Here is a 15,607-nt window from a genome sequence, read left to right as displayed (position 1 = left end):
GCCTACGCCGCCGACATGTTCGACGCACCCGGCGCCACCGGCTGCTGAAAAACGCTGCCGCGGTCGCCTCTCCGGACGGGGGGGTGACCGCGGCAGCGCTGCGGTGTCAGGACGTGCGGTGCACCTTGTGCTGCGCCGCCTGCGCCCGGGGCCGCACCACCAGAAGGTCGATGTTCACGTGCGACGGCCGGGTCACCGCCCAGGTCACCACGTCGGCGACGTCCTCGGCGACCAGCGGCTCGGCGACCCCCGCGTAGACGGCATCGGCCTTGTCCAGGTCCCCGCGGTAGCGGTTGAGGGAGAACTCCTCGGTGTGCACCATGCCCGGGGCGACCTCGACCACGCGAAGCGGCTCCCCACAGACCTCCAGGCGAAGAGTCTCGGCCAGTACATGGGCACCGTGCTTGGCGGCGCTGTAGCCGCCGCCGCCCTCGTAGCAGGTGAAGGAGGCAGTTGAGGAGATGACGACCACGACCCCGTCACCAGAGGCTCTGAGGCTCGGCAGCAGGGCCTGGGTCATGTGCAGCGCGCCGACGACGTTCACCTCGAACATGGACCGCCAGTCGCCCGGATCGGCGTTCTCGATATGTTCCGTCCCGTACGCACCGCCCGCGTTGTTGACCAGCACGTCGCACGTCGCCACCTGCTCGGCGAAGGTAAGCACCGCCTCCTTGTCGGTGACGTCCAGCACAAACACCCGGGCCGTTCCGCCCTCGTCACCGATCTCCTTGGCAACGGCCTCCAGTCGGTCGGACCGGCGTGCGGTGAGGACGACCTCGAAGCCGTCACGAGCCAGTGCCCGTGCGATAGCAGCCCCGATCCCACTGCTGGCTCCTGTGACGACAGCCGTCCTCGCAGGCCGTTCCGCATCGACGGTGCGCGCGTCTGGCATGCTTCCCCCAACGAATGATTAGATGGACATCGAATCAAGCGATCTTGGCAGGAGGCGGAACCAGTGTCAACATAGATGCATGTCGAAGCTAGCGCAGTTGGCGGCCACCACCGTCGCTCCACCCTGCTGCCCGTCCCTCACGGACCGGGAGCTGACCGATGAGGAAGCCGAACTCACGGCCGCCATGTTCAAGGCGCTGGGAGACCCGGTGCGGCTGCGCCTGTTCTCCAAGGTCGCCTCGCATCCCGACGGTGAGGCCTGTGTCTGTGACATCGCCGATGTCGGCGTCTCTCAGCCCACGGTCAGCCATCACCTGAAGAAGCTCCGCGAAGCCGGCCTGCTGCTGTCGGAGCGGCGCGGGACCTGGGTCTACTACCGCCTCGCTCCTGCGGTCCTCGCCGCACTCTCCGGATTCCTCACCACCGGCGACTGAGGTGAGGTCCGACGCGCCTGTCGGTCCTCACGTGAGTTGCTGTGCTCTGCCGCGACACGCGTGTCTGAGTCATGCCCTGCGACCCTCTGCAGCGTCGCACGGCACCCCGCTGCGCGTACTCGACATGTAGCGCCTCGGGCGCCCGGCGGCCCGCCGAAGCGCCCGTCGAAAACCTCAGTCTTCCCTGCGTTCTCCGCTGACCGGCGTCCTTCGCGCATGCCCGTATCCGCGCCTGTGCCGGCATGTGTTCTGCGTTTCTGCGAGGCGCCGCCGCCCCGCCTCCCGGGAAATCGCCCTCTTCGAGTTCCGGGAAGTGGTTGACAGCCGCCGCGAATCGACGACAAGCTGAGCCTTAATTCGGCAACAGTCGATATAGCGAAGTCGCGGCAGCCTCCCCGGCGTTGCGACGACTGTGCTGTCCCCTGGCGCACCGACGCGCAGGAGACCCCCGCACATCAATCACCGACGCGCCACCACTCGGCCGCGCCCCCCCATTCCTGCCAGTTCGCCTGTTCACAGCGCCCTGCGTGAGAGGACTCGCACATGACCAGCACCATCCTCAACACTGCTCAGGTCGGCCCCGACGACATCCTGCGGTGTGACGACAGCCGTCCCGCGGAGCCCAACATCTTCCTGTCAGGCGGAAAGGACATCCCGGATGACCTGCGGGTTCAGCGGGTCGGAGAGTTCGCGGATCGGGTCAAGCTCAGTGTGCAGAACCGCTACGAGCACTTCGAGGAGACTCCCGAGGTGCGGACCGTCGACGGGCGGCCCCTGCGTGTCTACGGCTGGATCTACCGGACCTACATGGCCGAGTAGCACCGTCCCCTGCCACAAGCGTGGCGAACCGCGGCAACGGACACCATCGCTGACCGGCGCCGCCGACCGACCCTCCACACCCACCGCCCCACGAAAGGTCTCCCCAGCATGGCGCGCGAGTCGGAGTCCGGACTGCCCATCGCACCGGTCTACGGACCCGAAGCCCAGACAGAATGGGACCCGGCCGAGAAGCTGGGCGAACCGGGCACGTACCCCTTCACGCGTGGCGTCTACCCGTCCATGTACACGGGCCGGCCGTGGACGATGCGCCAGTACGCCGGCTTCGGCACGGCGGTGGAGTCCAACGCCCGCTACAAGCAGCTGATCGACAACGGCACGACCGGCCTGTCGGTCGCCTTCGATCTGCCCACCCAGATGGGCCATGACTCGGATGCGCCGATAGCGAGCGGCGAGGTGGGCAAGGTAGGCGTGGCGATCGACTCCATCGACGACATGCGGGTGCTGTTCGACGGGATCCCGCTGGACAAGGTGTCGACGTCGATGACGATCAACGCCCCGGCCGCACTCCTCCTGGTGCTCTACCAACTGGTCGCCGAGGAACAGGGAATCAGCGCCGACCGGCTCACCGGCACCATCCAGAATGATGTACTCAAGGAGTACATCGCGCGCGGGACGTACATCTTCCCGCCGAAGCCCTCCCTGCGACTGACCGCGGACATCTTCAAGTACTGCCGGGCCGAGATCCCGAAGTGGAACACGATCTCGATCTCCGGCTATCACATGGCGGAGGCGGGCGCCTCGCCCGCGCAGGAGATCGCCTTCACCCTGGCGGACGGCATCGAGTACGTCCGCACGGCGGTGGCGGCCGGCATGGACGTCGACGACTTCGCGCCCCGCCTGTCCTTCTTCTTCGTGGCCCGTACGACGATCCTGGAGGAGGTCGCCAAGTTCCGCGCCGCCCGCCGGATCTGGGCCCGGGTGATGCGCGAGGAGTTCGGCGCGAAGAACCCCAAGTCGCTGATGCTGCGCTTCCACACACAGACAGCCGGTGTGCAACTGACGGCCCAGCAACCAGAGATCAACCTCGTTCGCGTCGCAGTCCAGGGCCTGGGCGCGGTCCTGGGCGGCACCCAGTCGCTGCACACCAACTCTTTCGACGAGGCCATCGCACTGCCGACCGACAAGTCCGCCCGCCTGGCCCTGCGCACCCAGCAGGTCCTGGCCTACGAGACGGACGTGACAGCGACCGTCGACCCCTTCGCCGGTTCCTACGTAGTCGAGAAGATGACCGACGACGTGGAGAGGGCCGCACTCGAACTGATGCAGAAGGTCGAGGACCTCGGCGGCGCGGTCAGCGCCATCGAGCGTGGGTTCCAGAAGAACGAGATCGAGACCAACGCCTACCGCATCGCCCAGGAGACCGACTCCGGCGAACGGATCGTGGTCGGCGTCAACCGCTTCCAGCTCGACGCGGAAGAACCGTACGAGCCGCTCCGCGTCGACCCGGTCATCGAGGCACAGCAGGCCGAACGCCTCGCCATACTCCGCGCGGAGCGCGACCAACCGCTGGTGGACTCTGCCCTCATGAGCCTGAAGAAGGCCGCCGATGGTGAGGACAACGTCCTGTACGCGATGAAGGACGCGCTGCGAGCGCGAGCGACGGTCGGCGAGGTGTGCAACGCATTGCGGGAGATCTGGGGAACCTACGTCCCGACCGACGTCTAGAGCTGGATACAGAACGCACCTTGGAGCGAGGAGTTGTTGATGCAGTCGTCACCCCTACGTGTCGTCGTGGCCAAGCCCGGCCTCGACGGCCATGATCGTGGGGCGAAGGTCGTCGCACGAGCACTGCGAGACGCCGGCGTGGAAGTCATCTACACGGGACTGCACCAGACGCCGGCGCAGATCGTCGCCACTGCCGTCCAGGAAGACGCCCACGGTATCGGGCTCTCCGTGCTGTCCGGGGCTCACATGACGGCCTTCGCGGAAGTCATCAAGCTGCTGCGCCACGAGGACGCTGAAGACATCGTCGTATTCGTAGGCGGCATCATCCCCGCGGACGACGTCGAAAACCTCCTGGAAGAGGGAGTTGCCGCACTGTTCACGCCGGGGGCCTCGATGGCGGCGGTCGTGGACTGGGTGACGAAAAATGTGGGCGCGAGCAAGGAACTCGCCGGGACGTGACGTCGTAGCGCTCCCGGCAACCCGACGACATGCGACCTCGCGAACCCAGCGCCCGTGTGCCCACAGCTTCTGCACCACCGACCCACCACGGTCGCTGGTCACGGATAATGAAGCGGAAAACACGGAGCGTCGAGGGAGCCACCATGCGAGTCGGCGGTAGGGGCGCGGACACCGGAACGCGGCTCTGCCGAGTGCTGCGAACAGACGCCGCGCGTAACCGGAACAGGATCCTCGCAGCCGCACAGGAGGTACTGGTCGAGCAAGGATGGGATGCGCCACTGGATGAGATAGCGCGTCGCGCCGAGGTGGGCAACGCCACTCTCTACCGGCATTTCCCGGTTCGTGAAGAGCTCCTGACGGAAGCGATCGAGCAGATCGTCGCGAACGTCGCCGATGCGGCGGAAGAGGCCGCCGCGAAGGAAGACGACCCGTACATCGCATTGCGGAGTTTCCTGGAGGCCGCGGCCCAGGAGCGGCTGGCCGCCTTGTGCTGCTTGTCAGAAGAAAAAGCTGACGTGCACCCGAGTCTGGCTCAGCAGAAGACCCGGATGGTGCAGGCCGCACGATCGCTGCTGTACCGCGCGCAACAAGCGGGGCGGGTCCGCGCGGACGTGTCCCTGGAAGAGATCATGGTGGCTGTCGCCCAGGTAGGCCGCCCGCTGCCAGGCACCAGCCGGTCGGCCGCAGACCAGTTCGGTACACGCATCCTGCAGCTGTACCTCGACGGGCTGTTCACCACGACTCTTGGGTGAGTAGTGGGTACGGCGTTCAGATCTTCAACCTGTGGCCTCCGATCGGTGGGCCGTCGCGCTGGTGTGGCTGGGTTGGCTACAACGGGACCTACCCGCAGTGTAGTTCGGGGCGGTTGAGCCGCACCCCGACGAGCGACAGCGTCGTGCGCTGACAGCGGCTTAGAACTCCCAACGAAATGATCTTCGAAGTGGTTGGATCACTCTGAGACTGGTGATCTGGGGGTGCGGGTGGCTCGGTCGAAGCCGTGGGAAGTCGATGACGAACTGTGGGCGATGATCGAGCTCTTGCTGCCGAAGGTTGAGCGTCGGCTCCGGCATCCGGGTCGCAAGCGGCATCCGGACCGGCTCGTGTTCCAGGGCATCCTGTTCGTCCTGCACACTGGGATCGCCTGGGAGTACCTGCCGCAGGAACTCGGCTTCGGCTCGGGCATGACCTGCTGGCGCCGCCTGTCGGAGTGGACCGAGGCCGCAGTGTGGCCCCGGTTGCACGAGGTCCTCCTCGCCGAGCTCTGCGGCGCGAACGCCCTGGACTTCTCCCGGGCTGCGGTCGACGGCTCCCACATCCGGGCGTTGCAGGGGGAGCCAAGACGGGACGAAGCCCCGTCGACCGGGGCAGGACGGGCAGCAAGCACCATCTGATCACCGACGCCACGGGCATTCCGCTCGCTGCGACCCTGACCGGCGGCAATCGCAATGACGTCACCCAGCTGATCCCGCTCCTTCAGGCCGTACCGCTGGCGACGGCTGAAGGAGATCCGGCCGCGTTAACGTTCGTTGTTCTGAACAGCCTCGAAGCCGCGGTCTTGGATCACTGGGAAGACTTGCTGTGCGGCGGTGATCCAGGCGTCGATGTCGGCATGGGACGACCGGATGGCGCTGATCAGGGCCTCGATCACGTCCAGTTTCGGCTTACCGACGTTTAGGCTGAGCTGGTTCATCGACACCTCTTGGTACGGCATGACCAACTGCCACCAGAACCGCATGAGGAAGCGGCATTCCTGCGGGTCACGGTCGTCTGCGAGGCGATCGTGAACGACCCTCTGGACGCGTCGCCGCTGCTCATCGTCACGAAAGCCGTTGTTGAGGTCGGTCAGGGGCACGTCCGGAGAGTAGCAACCGCGTTCGTTCACGGCCTCTGAGTTAGCTCTTAAGTCCTCGCAGAGCATTCTGTTAGAGATTCTAAGCCTCCAGGCCAACTAGATCCCGGGATCGCAAACAGCTACTCATCGCCGTCACGCCGACGAGGCGCTCTACGCTCCCCTCGGGGCACGAGTTGAGGCCCGCCTGGCTGATAGCGCACAAGGGGAATCGGGTGGAGTGGGGACTGGGAGCGGCCGGCATCGCGGTCGGGCTGCTGATTGCCGTGGTGACCGCCCCGGTCGGGGTGTCCGGAGCCGTGTTCCTGCTGCCGGTGCAACTGAGCGTGTTCGCCGTCCCCAGTCCGGCCGTCACCCCCACGAACCTTCTCTACAACGTCGTCGCAGGACCCGGCGCCCTCCTGCGCTACCAGCGCGACGGAGCGCTGCGCGGCCCGCTGGTCCGCCGCCTGGTGACAGGCACTCTCCCCGGCGTGATTCTCGGCGCGGTAATCCGTGTCTTCGCCCTGCCGGGCCCACACATCTTCCGGCTTCTGATCGCCGCCCTTATGCTGCCGCTCGGCATCTGGCTGATCACCCGGACCCTCCGCCCCACACACCCGGAGAACCCTCACCCCGAGCCCACACCCCGGACCGTCACCGGTCTCGCACTTGCCGTCGGCGTCGTGGGCGGTATCTACGGCATCGGCGGCGGCTCCATCCTCGGCCCCATCCTGGCCGGCCGCGGCATCCCCGTCGCCAAAGTCGCCCCCGCCGCACTCATTTCCACTTTCGCCACTTCCGTCGTCGGAGCTTCCACCTACGCACTCCTGTCCCTGGCCAAGACCGGCAGCATCGCCCCCGACTGGCCTCTCGGTCTGGCCTGCGGCCTGGGCGGACTCCTCGGCGGATATCTTGGCGCCCGCCTTCAGCCCCATCTGCCCGAAACGCTCCTCCGCCTACTGCTGGGCACCCTCGCCACCACGCTCGGCGCCCTCTACGCAGTCGACGCGCTCAGCTGACCCCCGCGACAAGCAAGTCCCTCGTCGAGGGCCGAATGTGAAACAGGCACTCAGCCATTCGTCGACGCGCTGACCGAACTGGTCCAGGCACAGGCTGACACCACCGGTGTCGTCATGCTGCACCAGTGGGCGGAAATCCTGGAACGGCACTTCCCGCCCCGGCTGCCGGACCCTGACCACACCACCGAGTAGCGGCGAATACAGACCTGACCACGGCAGGTCAGCGCGGTGCGCTCGTGCGAGGGACGTCGGTGGGGGAGAGGTCGGGGCGCGGGCGGTGCCAGCTGGCCGCGTGGCGCCACCTGCCGCCGGCGTCGCGGGCGACGTCGACGCCGACTGCCACCAGCAGTTCGGGCCGGACCAGCGTGACGTCCAGCGTCTCGCGGGTGCCCCACACTGTGGAGAACGACCAGCCTGTCCTGGGATGTTCGGGGCCCGCCGGGGTGAGCAGACCACCGACGGTGCGGGCCGCCGTGCGGGGCAGGGTCGCGGTACGGCCGGTGTACTGCAGAGGTCCGTCAGTGTCGTACCTGCCGAGCAGGAGCGTGCGCGGAGCCGCCGACGGTCCAGTGACGGCGCCGACGATGGCTTCGGTCGTCTCCCGCACCTTGTACTTCAGCCAGCCCCTGGCGCCCGGCCGGTACGGGCTTCCGGATGCAGCCGCCCAACAGCATCCGCCTCGCCCCCGCCGCCCTGCGCTGACCTCAGCGGAGCTGACCTGCGTCGCATCTGTCCCAGGATGGATCTCAGATCCAGGTGGGCACGTGTCCCCCGGCGTAGCGTGCGCCGGAGCCGCCCTGGGGCACGATCTCGTCGATGGCCTTGAGGTCGGTGTCGGTGAGGGTGAGGTCGGCGGCGCCGGTATTTTCCTCGATGCGCTTTGGGCTGCGGGTGCCGGGGATCGGCACGATGTGCCCGCCCCGGGTCAGGAGCCAGGCCAGGGCGAGCTGGGAGACGGTGGCACCCTTGGCCGCCGCGAGGTCGGCGAGCCGGTCAACGGCTTCGATGTTCTTCTCGAAGTTGCCCGGCTGCCAGCGCGGGTCGAAGGTGCGTATGTCGGTGGCTTCGTACTGGCCGGCGGGCTTGGCGGTGCCGGTGATGAACCCGCGGCCGAGAGGAGAGCAGGCGACGAAGCCGATGCCGAGTTCGTCCAGGACCGGGAAGAGCTGCTCGGTGTCCCGTTCGAACAGGGAGTACTCGGTCTGCAGGACGGAGACCGGCTGCACGGCGTGCGCCCTGCGGATCGTCTCGGGCCCGGCCTCGCTGAGACCGAAGTACTTCACCCAGCCCGCGTCGATCAATTCTTTGACGGTGCCTGCGACCTCCTCGATGGGCACCTCGGGGTCGACGCGGTGCTGATAGAAGACGTCGATGTGGTCCACGCCGAGGTAGCGCAGGCTGTTGTCGGCGACCTTGCGGATGTTGTCGGGCCGGCTGTTGAGAGGGCCGCCGATATGCTCGGGCGGTACCGACATGTCGACGCCGAACTTGGTGGCCAGGACCACGTCGTCGCGGAAGTCCCTGACCGCCTTGCCGACCAGGATCTCGTTGGATCCGGTGCCCCAGCCGTACATCTCGGCGGTGTCGAAGAAGGTGACACCCAGGTCGTACGCCCGGCGGAGGGCGGCCACGCCGACCTCCTCGTCGGTGGGTCCGTAGGCCATCGTCAGGCCCATAGCGCCGTAGCCGATCGCCGAGACCTCAAGGCCCTGGTTTCCCAGGGTCCGGTGCTGCATGACTCACTCCTCGGAAAGACTGTAAGGAAATTTCTGGCGGACCGTCGTGTCAGTGCGCTGCGGCGGCCAGTCCGGCGCGGTGGATGCGGGTGTGCTCGGCGACGCGTCGGCCGAGGTGGCGGGCGGTGTTGAGGTCTGCGTCGTGAACGTCGGGGGTGTCGTTGAAGCTCTGTGCGCCGGCGCCGAGGTAAAAGCCCAGTCGGTTGTCGTCCTGGGGGCTGGAGGTGGTGGTGTTCCAGCCCGGCAGGAGGTTCAGGCTCACCCAGAGCATTCCGTGCTGGGCCGCCAGGAGCGCCAGGTACTGCAGGGTGTGCAGCTTGTCGCCGCTCATGGAGCCGGAGTTGGTGAATCCCGCCGCGAGCTTGTCCCTCCAGGCGCGGGTCATCCACCGCTTGCTGCTGGCCTCGGCGAAGGCGTGGAACGCCCCCGAGGCGGTGCCCATGTAGGTGGGAGTGCCGAAGATGATGGCGTCCGCGGCGTCCATCAGTTCCCAGTCGGCGTCGCTGAGGGAGGCGACGTCCACGCGGTGGACGTGCGTCCCGGCGATGGAGCGCGCGCCGTCGGCGACGGCGGTGGCGATCTGCGCGGTGTGGCCGTAGCCGGAATGCGACGCGATGACGATCGAGATATCGGACATGGGTATTCCTCTCCTGCCGCGATGGCGGCGTGTTCGGTGGCGCGGGCGGATGACGAGGTGCCGGCTGCGGCGGCCGGCCGCACGGCTCCACGAGTGAAGGCCGACGGCCCCGGCCGGGGTGCGGCGCATGCCCAGGTGTCGCGGGCCGACGCCGACCACCAGCATGGATCGCCGTTCCGGCTAAAACCGTATCACCGATAAGGCGGCGATACGCGAAATGAGATATCGTTGTTCCATGAGCGAGGGACGACGCGCCGCGCGGCGCCAGGTGCTGCAGGTGGCCGCCAAGCTTTTGGAAGAGGGCGGCAGCGAGGCGGTCTCCACGCGCGCTGTCGCCGCCGCCGCGGGCATCACAGGCCCGGCGCTGTACCGGATGTTCGATGACAAGGACGGGCTCCTGGCCGAGCTGGCCGCCTACGGGTTCGAGATGTACCTGGCCGAAAAACGGGAGGCACTGGCGCTGACCCCCGACGACCCGGTGGCTGACCTCTACCGCGGCTGGGACCTGCACGTCGACTTCGGAGTGCGGCACCCCGCGTTCTACATGCTCATGTACGGCACCGTGCAGCCCGGGCGGCGCCCTCCGGCCGCGGACGAGGCGCACGCCTTGCTGGTGACTCTGCTGGGCCGGGCGGCCGGCGCCGGGCGCCTGCGGGTTCCGGTGGCGCAGGCGACTCGCGTCATCCACGCGGCGACGACCGGTGCCACGCTGGCGCTGATCGGCGAAGAGCCCTCGGAGCAGGACCTGACCACTTCGGCACGGCTGCGGGACACCGTCATCGCCTCGATCACCACGGACCCGCCCGCCTCGTCCGGATCAGACCTGGCCTCGCGCGCACTCGCCCTCGACGCCGCACTTCAAACCGCGCTCACCACCAAGTCCCCGGCTGCGGGCACCGGGGTACCTCTGCGAGACGCCGAGATGGCACTGCTTCGTGAATGGCTTCAGCAGCTGGCAGGCTGAACCGGGCCGCCTGCTCCGTTCAGTCGCGAGGGTCGGCTGCAAGGCCCTCCAGCAGTTGGCTGCCCTTCGCCACGAGCCAGATCATCCTGCCGTACGCACCTTACGGCCAGAGTTCAAAAACACTCGCTCCGTGTCCACGGCCCCGACCGCGGCCGCCGGTTAGCCACCTGCCTCCCCGTCACAGAACGTCACAGATCAGCAGTTGTGAAACAGCTTCTCGCCTTGTTCTTTATGGTCTGGCCTGGTCACGTTCAGCGATGGTTTCGGGTCTTCTGGCCGTTTTGCCCACGTCATAACGTACGGCCGCGCTAGTCCGCGATGACGGTGGCCTTCATCGTGTTCTGTTTCTCCTTGCCCGAGACGAACTCGCGCCGGCCACCACGGCTGGCCGGTGGTCGGCGGACCTGGATTTCGGTGGCGTCCAGCCGCAGTTCGATGCCCTCGGCCTGGGCATAGGCGAACACATCCGTCAGCGTGCGCAATCGCAGGCCGGGACGGTCGGGGACCGCGCACCCCCGCTCGGCCAGGAGTACGCGTACTTCTGCGATCGCGCGGGTGATGGTGGAGCGGTCGACGCCGAACAGCAGGCCCAGTGCCGAGTGCGGCAGGTCGTGCCGCAGATGGATCAGCGCGGCCACCAAACGGTCGACGAACACCAGCTGGTGACGGGCCCCGGCACTAGCAGCCCGCTTCCTGGCCCCGCCCCGTGCAGCATGACGGCGGCCTTCAAGGCCAGCCTGCCACGGCAGCGCCAAATCCTCGATCAGACAGGCAAGATGGCGCTGAGAGATGCCCGTGAACAGCTGATGTGCCAGCACCGCCCGATTGGCCATGATCGCCACAACGGGATCATGCCACCAACCGGACACGACGCCTCACCCGCTATCACGCACCAACTCGTAAGAGTGGGGCGCGTACGTCTGTAGTTGGCGTAGGTGATGGCCAAGTTGGCCCCCGTGAAGAGGGCGCTCGTACACGCCACGACAATGGCGACTGCTGCGAGCGGCATGCGCCAAGGATCCCCAACCCGCCATGTGCGGCATGCCGGATTTGAGGAATCTCAGCGGTAGTTGTGGTGGGGGTGGCGTGCGCTGCCATCGGTTCCAGAAGGGCGAGGGTGAGCGCCGGCTAAGACCGTGGTCGACGCGGGAGCGTCCCGGAGCTGGCCTCCGGGAGTGTCTGTCGTGCGCTCGATCTTCGCCCACGCTCCACGGTGTGGGGACCGAGCGGGCGTTCCGGCCAAGCGTGGGGCTTGGCCGGGACTATCCGCGGTGGTCGGGCTACTTCGTGCGGAAGTCCCGCCATGCGTCCCGGACCCTGGCCACGGATTTGATCGTCTTGACGGCCGTGTCGCTCGCGTGGGACGCGATGACCCCGACTCCGACGAGTGCCCCCGTCGCTGCTAGCACCCACGTGCCTACGTCCATGTCCTGTACTGCCTTTCGTTTCAGGGCACCCTGAAGAAACCCACAACGGGCTCTCTTGGTGGGGAGTTGGGGGTTGGTCGCTGTCCGTCCCAGACCTTAGAGGGAGACGGGCCCTTACAGGGGGCCAGATGGAAGACAGCGAGGAGCTATGAACGACCGGTGGAAACTCCTTCGCGTCGTTCGTGGTGATGGATACGAGCGGGAACGTCCGACTCCGCAGACGCTAGGACAGCGACACTGAGTACGGTTCGCCTAGTTCGCCGAATTGCCCGATATTGTGCACTGTTGTGGGGGTGATGTATTCGGTTTCACTCGCGTGAGGCACGACCATCCCCACGCCTGCGGGAGTCCACCTGTCCAGAAACAGCGTTCTCCTGCGTTTCATGGGCTCCCCTCTCCCGGATCGGCTTCCACCCTGAAGACGACTGCGATCATGGAATGGTTTGCTATCTGTTCTGACAGGTCATTGCACACGACGGGTGGGGGAGTCCTCGGCGTGCAATCGCTAGGTGGGGTGAAACCTGCCAAGTCCCTCTTCCGTTCTGTGGAAGCTTTGTGCTTGGTCCCGGTAGTGATGAAGCCCAAGGATGCAGGGTGATGACGGTGGGCTCGATCGCCTGTGCGGCCTCCTGGACGTGTAAGCCGTGCTATTCGCGCAGGTGCCATCATGATCCGCTGACGGGAGACAAGTTCCTGGGTGATCTTCTCGGGCGCGACGAACATGCCCCGGCCGTGCTCCCGCAGCAGGAGGCCCGCGGCCACGAGTTCGTCGACCGCCGTGCGCAGGGGTGGGTCAGGGTCGTTTCGAGTCGACCGGAGGGCTGTTCAGGGAAGTCCTTATGTGGAACTTGCAATTTGCGGGTCACTCCGGGTTTTGCGAGTCACGGGCCATAGGGGGTCTGAACTGCGGTGATACCAGGATCGGGGCGGAACCTGACCCGCAACCCCCAACGACCTTTAGACGCCATTTCAGTTGGCGATCCTGCAGTGGCATATGAGGGTCGAGGTGATGGCGGTGAACGCAAGGAAGTGTTCCGGCTTGCGCTCGTAGCGGCGATGGAGGCGTCGGCAGCCAGACAGCCAGGACGTTGGGTCGGCCGCTCGGTGAGGTGCCTGCCGTGGCAAGTCCTGTTCCGCGCGGCCTCCCGCCGAACCGGACATGACAGTTTCCTGGTCATCCGGCTCTCCAGTGACTACTGCGTGTCTGTTTTGGCAGGCCCTTTGAGTGGATTCGGTCATGGCAGGTGTCGCAGGCCACGACGGTTTTGCGACGCCGATGCAGCATGACGCGCGCCCAGTCGGAGGGTTGCCATCCGGCATGCACGAGGTCGGCGAGAGCGCGTGGCGCCGGGGGTACATCGACTCAGGCGCGCAGTCCCGCGTCGAGGAACCAGTGGGCCTCGTCACGGCTGATGAGCTTACGGCACTTGTCGCAAGTCCTCTGTGATCCGGTCCTGCGCGAGGAGCCGCTGATCGTTGCGGCCGGGGCGCAGATGCTGGCCGCGAGCGTTCTGGCGGCGTTCCCGCACTCGGTCCGTACCGACGCGACCGCGCAGGACCGCAACGACGTCGATTCCCTTACCCTGCGCCGAGCCCTCGCCTACATCGAAGGGGTGCCATTCCTGGACCGGTGTGGGCGCTCAGAGCGCTGAGGTAGGCGCTCATCACGGGATGGCTTGTGATCGCGGCTTCTGTGGATGCGTGATGTCGGCCGTTCGGGAACCGGTGCTCCCCTCGCAGTCCGGGGGTTGGTGGAGCTGCTCGTTTACTGGTTGTGCTTGTCGAAGAGTGCTGGATGGGCGGTGCCTTGTATCACCTGGCGGGCGAGGTCGGTGAGCCGCACGTGATGGCTGCGGGCGTACTGGCGCAGGTGGACGAAGGCCTGTTCGGGATCGGTGTCGAGGCGGTGTGCGAGGTAGCCTTTGGCCTGCTCGACGACGACGCGGCTGTCCAGTGCGCTCTCCAGTTGTGCGGTCAGGGTTGTCTGCACGCTCACCGCCTGCTGTTGGAGGATTCCGATGGTGGCCGTGTTGGCCAGTGCCTGTCCCAGCCGCAGATGGGAGGCGTTCAAGGGGCCGGGCCGGTTACGGAAGAGATCCAAGGACCCGATCACCTGGCCGTGCAGATGCAAGGGGCAGGTCGCGACGGAGGTGAGGCCGGCTGTACGGGCCCGGGGCGTGAACCGGGGCCAGCGCGCCTGGGCCTCGGGTGTGTCCAGGCAGACGCCGGTGATCTGCTGTTTGCTGCGGAAGCAGTCCCAGCAGGGGCCCTCGCCCCATTCAACACTGTGAGTCTCCAGGCGGCGGGTGCTCTCATCGGTGGCCGCCACATCCACCAGCCGGCCGGAAGGGGCAGCGAGCAGAACCCCTGCCGCGCTGACGTCCAGCAGATGCACACAGTGCTCGGCCAGCGTGTAGAGGAAACCGATGACGTCGAAATCCTGCACCAGAGTGTCCGCGAGGTCGACGAAGGCCGCCGCCACCTGCTCCTCGCGCGGCAGTTCAGCCATATCCCGCCCGTCCTCAACGATGGTCCCCGCGAAAGTCCTTCTTCCCCAGGCCGCGAACTCCTGCTGCTCCCACTCTCCCGTGCCGCGCACGCCGCCGCCACAACCTATGCCAAACCGGCCCCCGGGCCGGGACAACAGGCTCCTGCCGGCGCCCCACGCGGCGCCGTACACCCCCCACGATCCGCCGCTCGGCAGGGTGGAGTTCTCACACGTCCCCTCCGGCGTCGTCCATTCCAGAGCGGGCCCGCCACCTGTCCTGGCGTTCTTTTCCAGGCCCGGTGGCGGGTGTGGAGCGGATCTGCCGCCGGGCGGGGTCTGCCTGTTGACGTAGGGGGCTGCCCTGTGGAGGTCGTATATGGGTTGCGGGCCGCATCCGGCTCGCAACCGGGCCCGGAAGGAGAGACAGAGAGCGGCTCCGGCGGGACAGGAGCCCTCTCGGGAGCCCCGGACCCCGGCTCTCGTGAGCCCTAGACCCTGGCTCCTGATCTTTTCTTCGCACGCTGCACAAGGGGGCGTTCGAGGAGGATCATTGCGCGATCAAGTGGGTCCTGCTGTGTCGGCCTTGATCGGGCAGGCGTCCCGTAGCCGCCGTGGCGCGGGTACGGGACGTCCCCCCTGTACGGGGCTGCGCTCCGCCAGTGCATGCCGTTCCATCAAGAGCCGGGCGCCGTTCGGAGCCGGGATTGCCGGGGCTGGCGCCGGGTGTCGTCGGCGAACGCTCCGCACGAGCCGGCCGTTGCGGCGCGCCGGCCCCGCGTGCGGCGGTCAGTGTGCGTGCAGCTGGTCGGCTGCGGCGGCCAGATGTTCCTGCAGAGGCACGGGCAGCGGCTCACCGCGGACGTCGGCGAGGACGGCTTCGGCGACGGTGTACAGCCTGGTGTTGGCGTGCTGCGACACGTCCACCAGGACCTCCCACGCGTCGTCTGCGGAGCAGGACCACCGGGCCATCAGCACGCCGCGGGCCATGTCGATGACCGGCCGCCTCTCCATCGCCGTGCGCAGCTGCGCGGCCTCCTCGTGCAGTGCTTCGAGCGGCCGGGCAGAACACGGGCCGGACGTGTGGGGCGGGCAGGAGCGGGACGTCGTGTCAGGTGACGCGAGATCCGCAGGCTGTGGTGCGGTATCGCCACGCCGGGGTCCGGGGCGTGAGGACGGGTTCACACATCGTACGTACCCGGGCCTTGACCGGTCATCC

Annotated in this window: 17 protein-coding genes and 4 pseudogenes; 9 read left to right on the top strand and 12 right to left on the bottom strand. The window is 67.2% G+C overall.

Annotated elements, in window-relative coordinates; all coding sequences use genetic code 11:
• Positions 1-106: 106 nt before the first annotated feature.
• Positions 107-892 carry an SDR family oxidoreductase gene (locus ACFWGJ_RS30655; RefSeq protein ID WP_387331199.1) on the bottom strand — a complete coding sequence of 262 codons (786 nt, stop codon included), beginning with the start codon at positions 890-892 and terminating at the stop codon, positions 107-109.
• Positions 893-971: 79 nt separating this feature from the next.
• Between ACFWGJ_RS30655 and ACFWGJ_RS30650 the strand changes: the two genes are divergently transcribed.
• The 6 genes and pseudogenes from ACFWGJ_RS30650 to ACFWGJ_RS30625 form a co-directional block, all read left to right on the top strand.
• Positions 972-1,325, top strand: a complete 354-nt coding sequence (locus tag ACFWGJ_RS30650; protein WP_387331197.1) for an ArsR/SmtB family transcription factor — start codon at positions 972-974, stop codon at positions 1,323-1,325.
• Between the two features lie 543 nt (positions 1,326-1,868).
• Positions 1,869-2,144, top strand: coding sequence for a DUF5988 family protein (locus tag ACFWGJ_RS30645; protein ID WP_387331195.1), 276 nt, complete (start codon positions 1,869-1,871; stop codon positions 2,142-2,144).
• Between the two features lie 108 nt (positions 2,145-2,252).
• Complete coding sequence (locus tag ACFWGJ_RS30640) at positions 2,253-3,830, top strand: methylmalonyl-CoA mutase (protein ID WP_387331193.1); 1,578 nt, start codon at positions 2,253-2,255, stop codon at positions 3,828-3,830.
• 39 nt (positions 3,831-3,869) lie between these two features.
• A complete protein-coding gene (locus ACFWGJ_RS30635) occupies positions 3,870-4,289 on the top strand; it encodes a cobalamin B12-binding domain-containing protein (protein WP_387331191.1) in 420 nt (139 codons plus the stop codon).
• A gap of 191 nt (positions 4,290-4,480) precedes the next feature.
• The gene (locus ACFWGJ_RS30630; protein ID WP_387331189.1) at positions 4,481-5,041 is read left to right on the top strand and encodes a TetR/AcrR family transcriptional regulator; all 561 of its coding nucleotides are present in this window, start codon (positions 4,481-4,483) and stop codon (positions 5,039-5,041) included.
• A 273-nt stretch (positions 5,042-5,314) separates the two neighbouring features.
• Positions 5,315-5,775 (top strand): annotated as a pseudogene (locus ACFWGJ_RS30625) (IS5 family transposase); the annotation flags it as partial.
• Positions 5,776-5,805: 30 nt separating this feature from the next.
• On the opposite strand, the gene ACFWGJ_RS30620 reads toward ACFWGJ_RS30625, so the two are convergent.
• Positions 5,806-6,141, bottom strand: coding sequence for a hypothetical protein (locus tag ACFWGJ_RS30620; protein ID WP_387331201.1), 336 nt, complete (start codon positions 6,139-6,141; stop codon positions 5,806-5,808).
• A gap of 212 nt (positions 6,142-6,353) precedes the next feature.
• Here ACFWGJ_RS30620 and ACFWGJ_RS30615 point away from each other — a divergent pair, with 212 nt between their 5' ends.
• Positions 6,354-7,139 (top strand): sulfite exporter TauE/SafE family protein, encoded by a 786-nt coding sequence (locus ACFWGJ_RS30615; protein ID WP_387331187.1) that lies wholly within the window; start codon positions 6,354-6,356, stop codon positions 7,137-7,139.
• Positions 7,140-7,359: 220 nt separating this feature from the next.
• Here ACFWGJ_RS30615 and ACFWGJ_RS30610 read toward each other — a convergent pair whose 3' ends face one another.
• The 3 genes from ACFWGJ_RS30610 to ACFWGJ_RS30600 form a co-directional block, all read right to left on the bottom strand.
• Positions 7,360-7,746 (bottom strand): hypothetical protein, encoded by a 387-nt coding sequence (locus ACFWGJ_RS30610; RefSeq protein ID WP_387331185.1) that lies wholly within the window; start codon positions 7,744-7,746, stop codon positions 7,360-7,362.
• A 139-nt stretch (positions 7,747-7,885) separates the two neighbouring features.
• Positions 7,886-8,875: an aldo/keto reductase gene (locus ACFWGJ_RS30605; RefSeq protein ID WP_387331183.1), complete on the bottom strand. Its 990-nt coding sequence runs from the start codon at positions 8,873-8,875 to the stop codon at positions 7,886-7,888.
• Positions 8,876-8,924: 49 nt separating this feature from the next.
• The gene (locus ACFWGJ_RS30600) at positions 8,925-9,512 is read right to left on the bottom strand and encodes a flavodoxin family protein (RefSeq protein ID WP_387331181.1); all 588 of its coding nucleotides are present in this window, start codon (positions 9,510-9,512) and stop codon (positions 8,925-8,927) included.
• Between the two features lie 235 nt (positions 9,513-9,747).
• Here ACFWGJ_RS30600 and ACFWGJ_RS30595 point away from each other — a divergent pair, with 235 nt between their 5' ends.
• A complete protein-coding gene (locus tag ACFWGJ_RS30595; protein ID WP_387331179.1) occupies positions 9,748-10,476 on the top strand; it encodes a TetR/AcrR family transcriptional regulator in 729 nt (242 codons plus the stop codon).
• A 311-nt stretch (positions 10,477-10,787) separates the two neighbouring features.
• On the opposite strand, the pseudogene ACFWGJ_RS30590 reads toward ACFWGJ_RS30595, so the two are convergent.
• The 5 genes and pseudogenes from ACFWGJ_RS30590 to ACFWGJ_RS30570 all read right to left on the bottom strand — a co-directional run.
• A pseudogene (locus ACFWGJ_RS30590) lies at positions 10,788-11,309 on the bottom strand (transposase family protein); the annotation flags it as partial.
• Positions 11,310-11,756: 447 nt separating this feature from the next.
• On the bottom strand, positions 11,757-11,903 hold the full coding sequence (locus ACFWGJ_RS30585; RefSeq protein WP_387331177.1) for a hypothetical protein: 147 nt from the start codon (positions 11,901-11,903) through the stop codon (positions 11,757-11,759).
• Between the two features lie 677 nt (positions 11,904-12,580).
• Positions 12,581-12,695, bottom strand: a pseudogene (locus ACFWGJ_RS30580) (GntR family transcriptional regulator); the annotation flags it as partial.
• A gap of 177 nt (positions 12,696-12,872) precedes the next feature.
• A pseudogene (locus ACFWGJ_RS30575) lies at positions 12,873-12,989 on the bottom strand (IS5/IS1182 family transposase); the annotation flags it as partial.
• 88 nt (positions 12,990-13,077) lie between these two features.
• A complete protein-coding gene (locus ACFWGJ_RS30570; RefSeq protein WP_387331175.1) occupies positions 13,078-13,188 on the bottom strand; it encodes a hypothetical protein in 111 nt (36 codons plus the stop codon).
• Positions 13,189-13,330: 142 nt separating this feature from the next.
• On the opposite strand from ACFWGJ_RS30570, the gene ACFWGJ_RS30565 reads away from it, so the two are divergent.
• On the top strand, positions 13,331-13,555 hold the full coding sequence (locus ACFWGJ_RS30565) for a hypothetical protein (RefSeq protein ID WP_387331173.1): 225 nt from the start codon (positions 13,331-13,333) through the stop codon (positions 13,553-13,555).
• 113 nt (positions 13,556-13,668) lie between these two features.
• Here the strand turns inward: ACFWGJ_RS30565 and ACFWGJ_RS30560 are convergent, their stop codons facing one another.
• Positions 13,669-14,412, bottom strand: coding sequence for a GAF and ANTAR domain-containing protein (locus ACFWGJ_RS30560; protein WP_387331171.1), 744 nt, complete (start codon positions 14,410-14,412; stop codon positions 13,669-13,671).
• Between the two features lie 765 nt (positions 14,413-15,177).
• The gene (locus ACFWGJ_RS30555; RefSeq protein WP_387331169.1) at positions 15,178-15,573 is read right to left on the bottom strand and encodes an ANTAR domain-containing protein; all 396 of its coding nucleotides are present in this window, start codon (positions 15,571-15,573) and stop codon (positions 15,178-15,180) included.
• Positions 15,574-15,607 lie beyond the last annotated feature (34 nt).

Source organism: Streptomyces sp. NPDC060205 (assembly GCF_042728395.1).
Lineage (GTDB): Bacteria > Actinomycetota > Actinomycetes > Streptomycetales > Streptomycetaceae > Streptomyces.
This window is presented reverse-complemented; position numbering and strand designations above follow the sequence as displayed.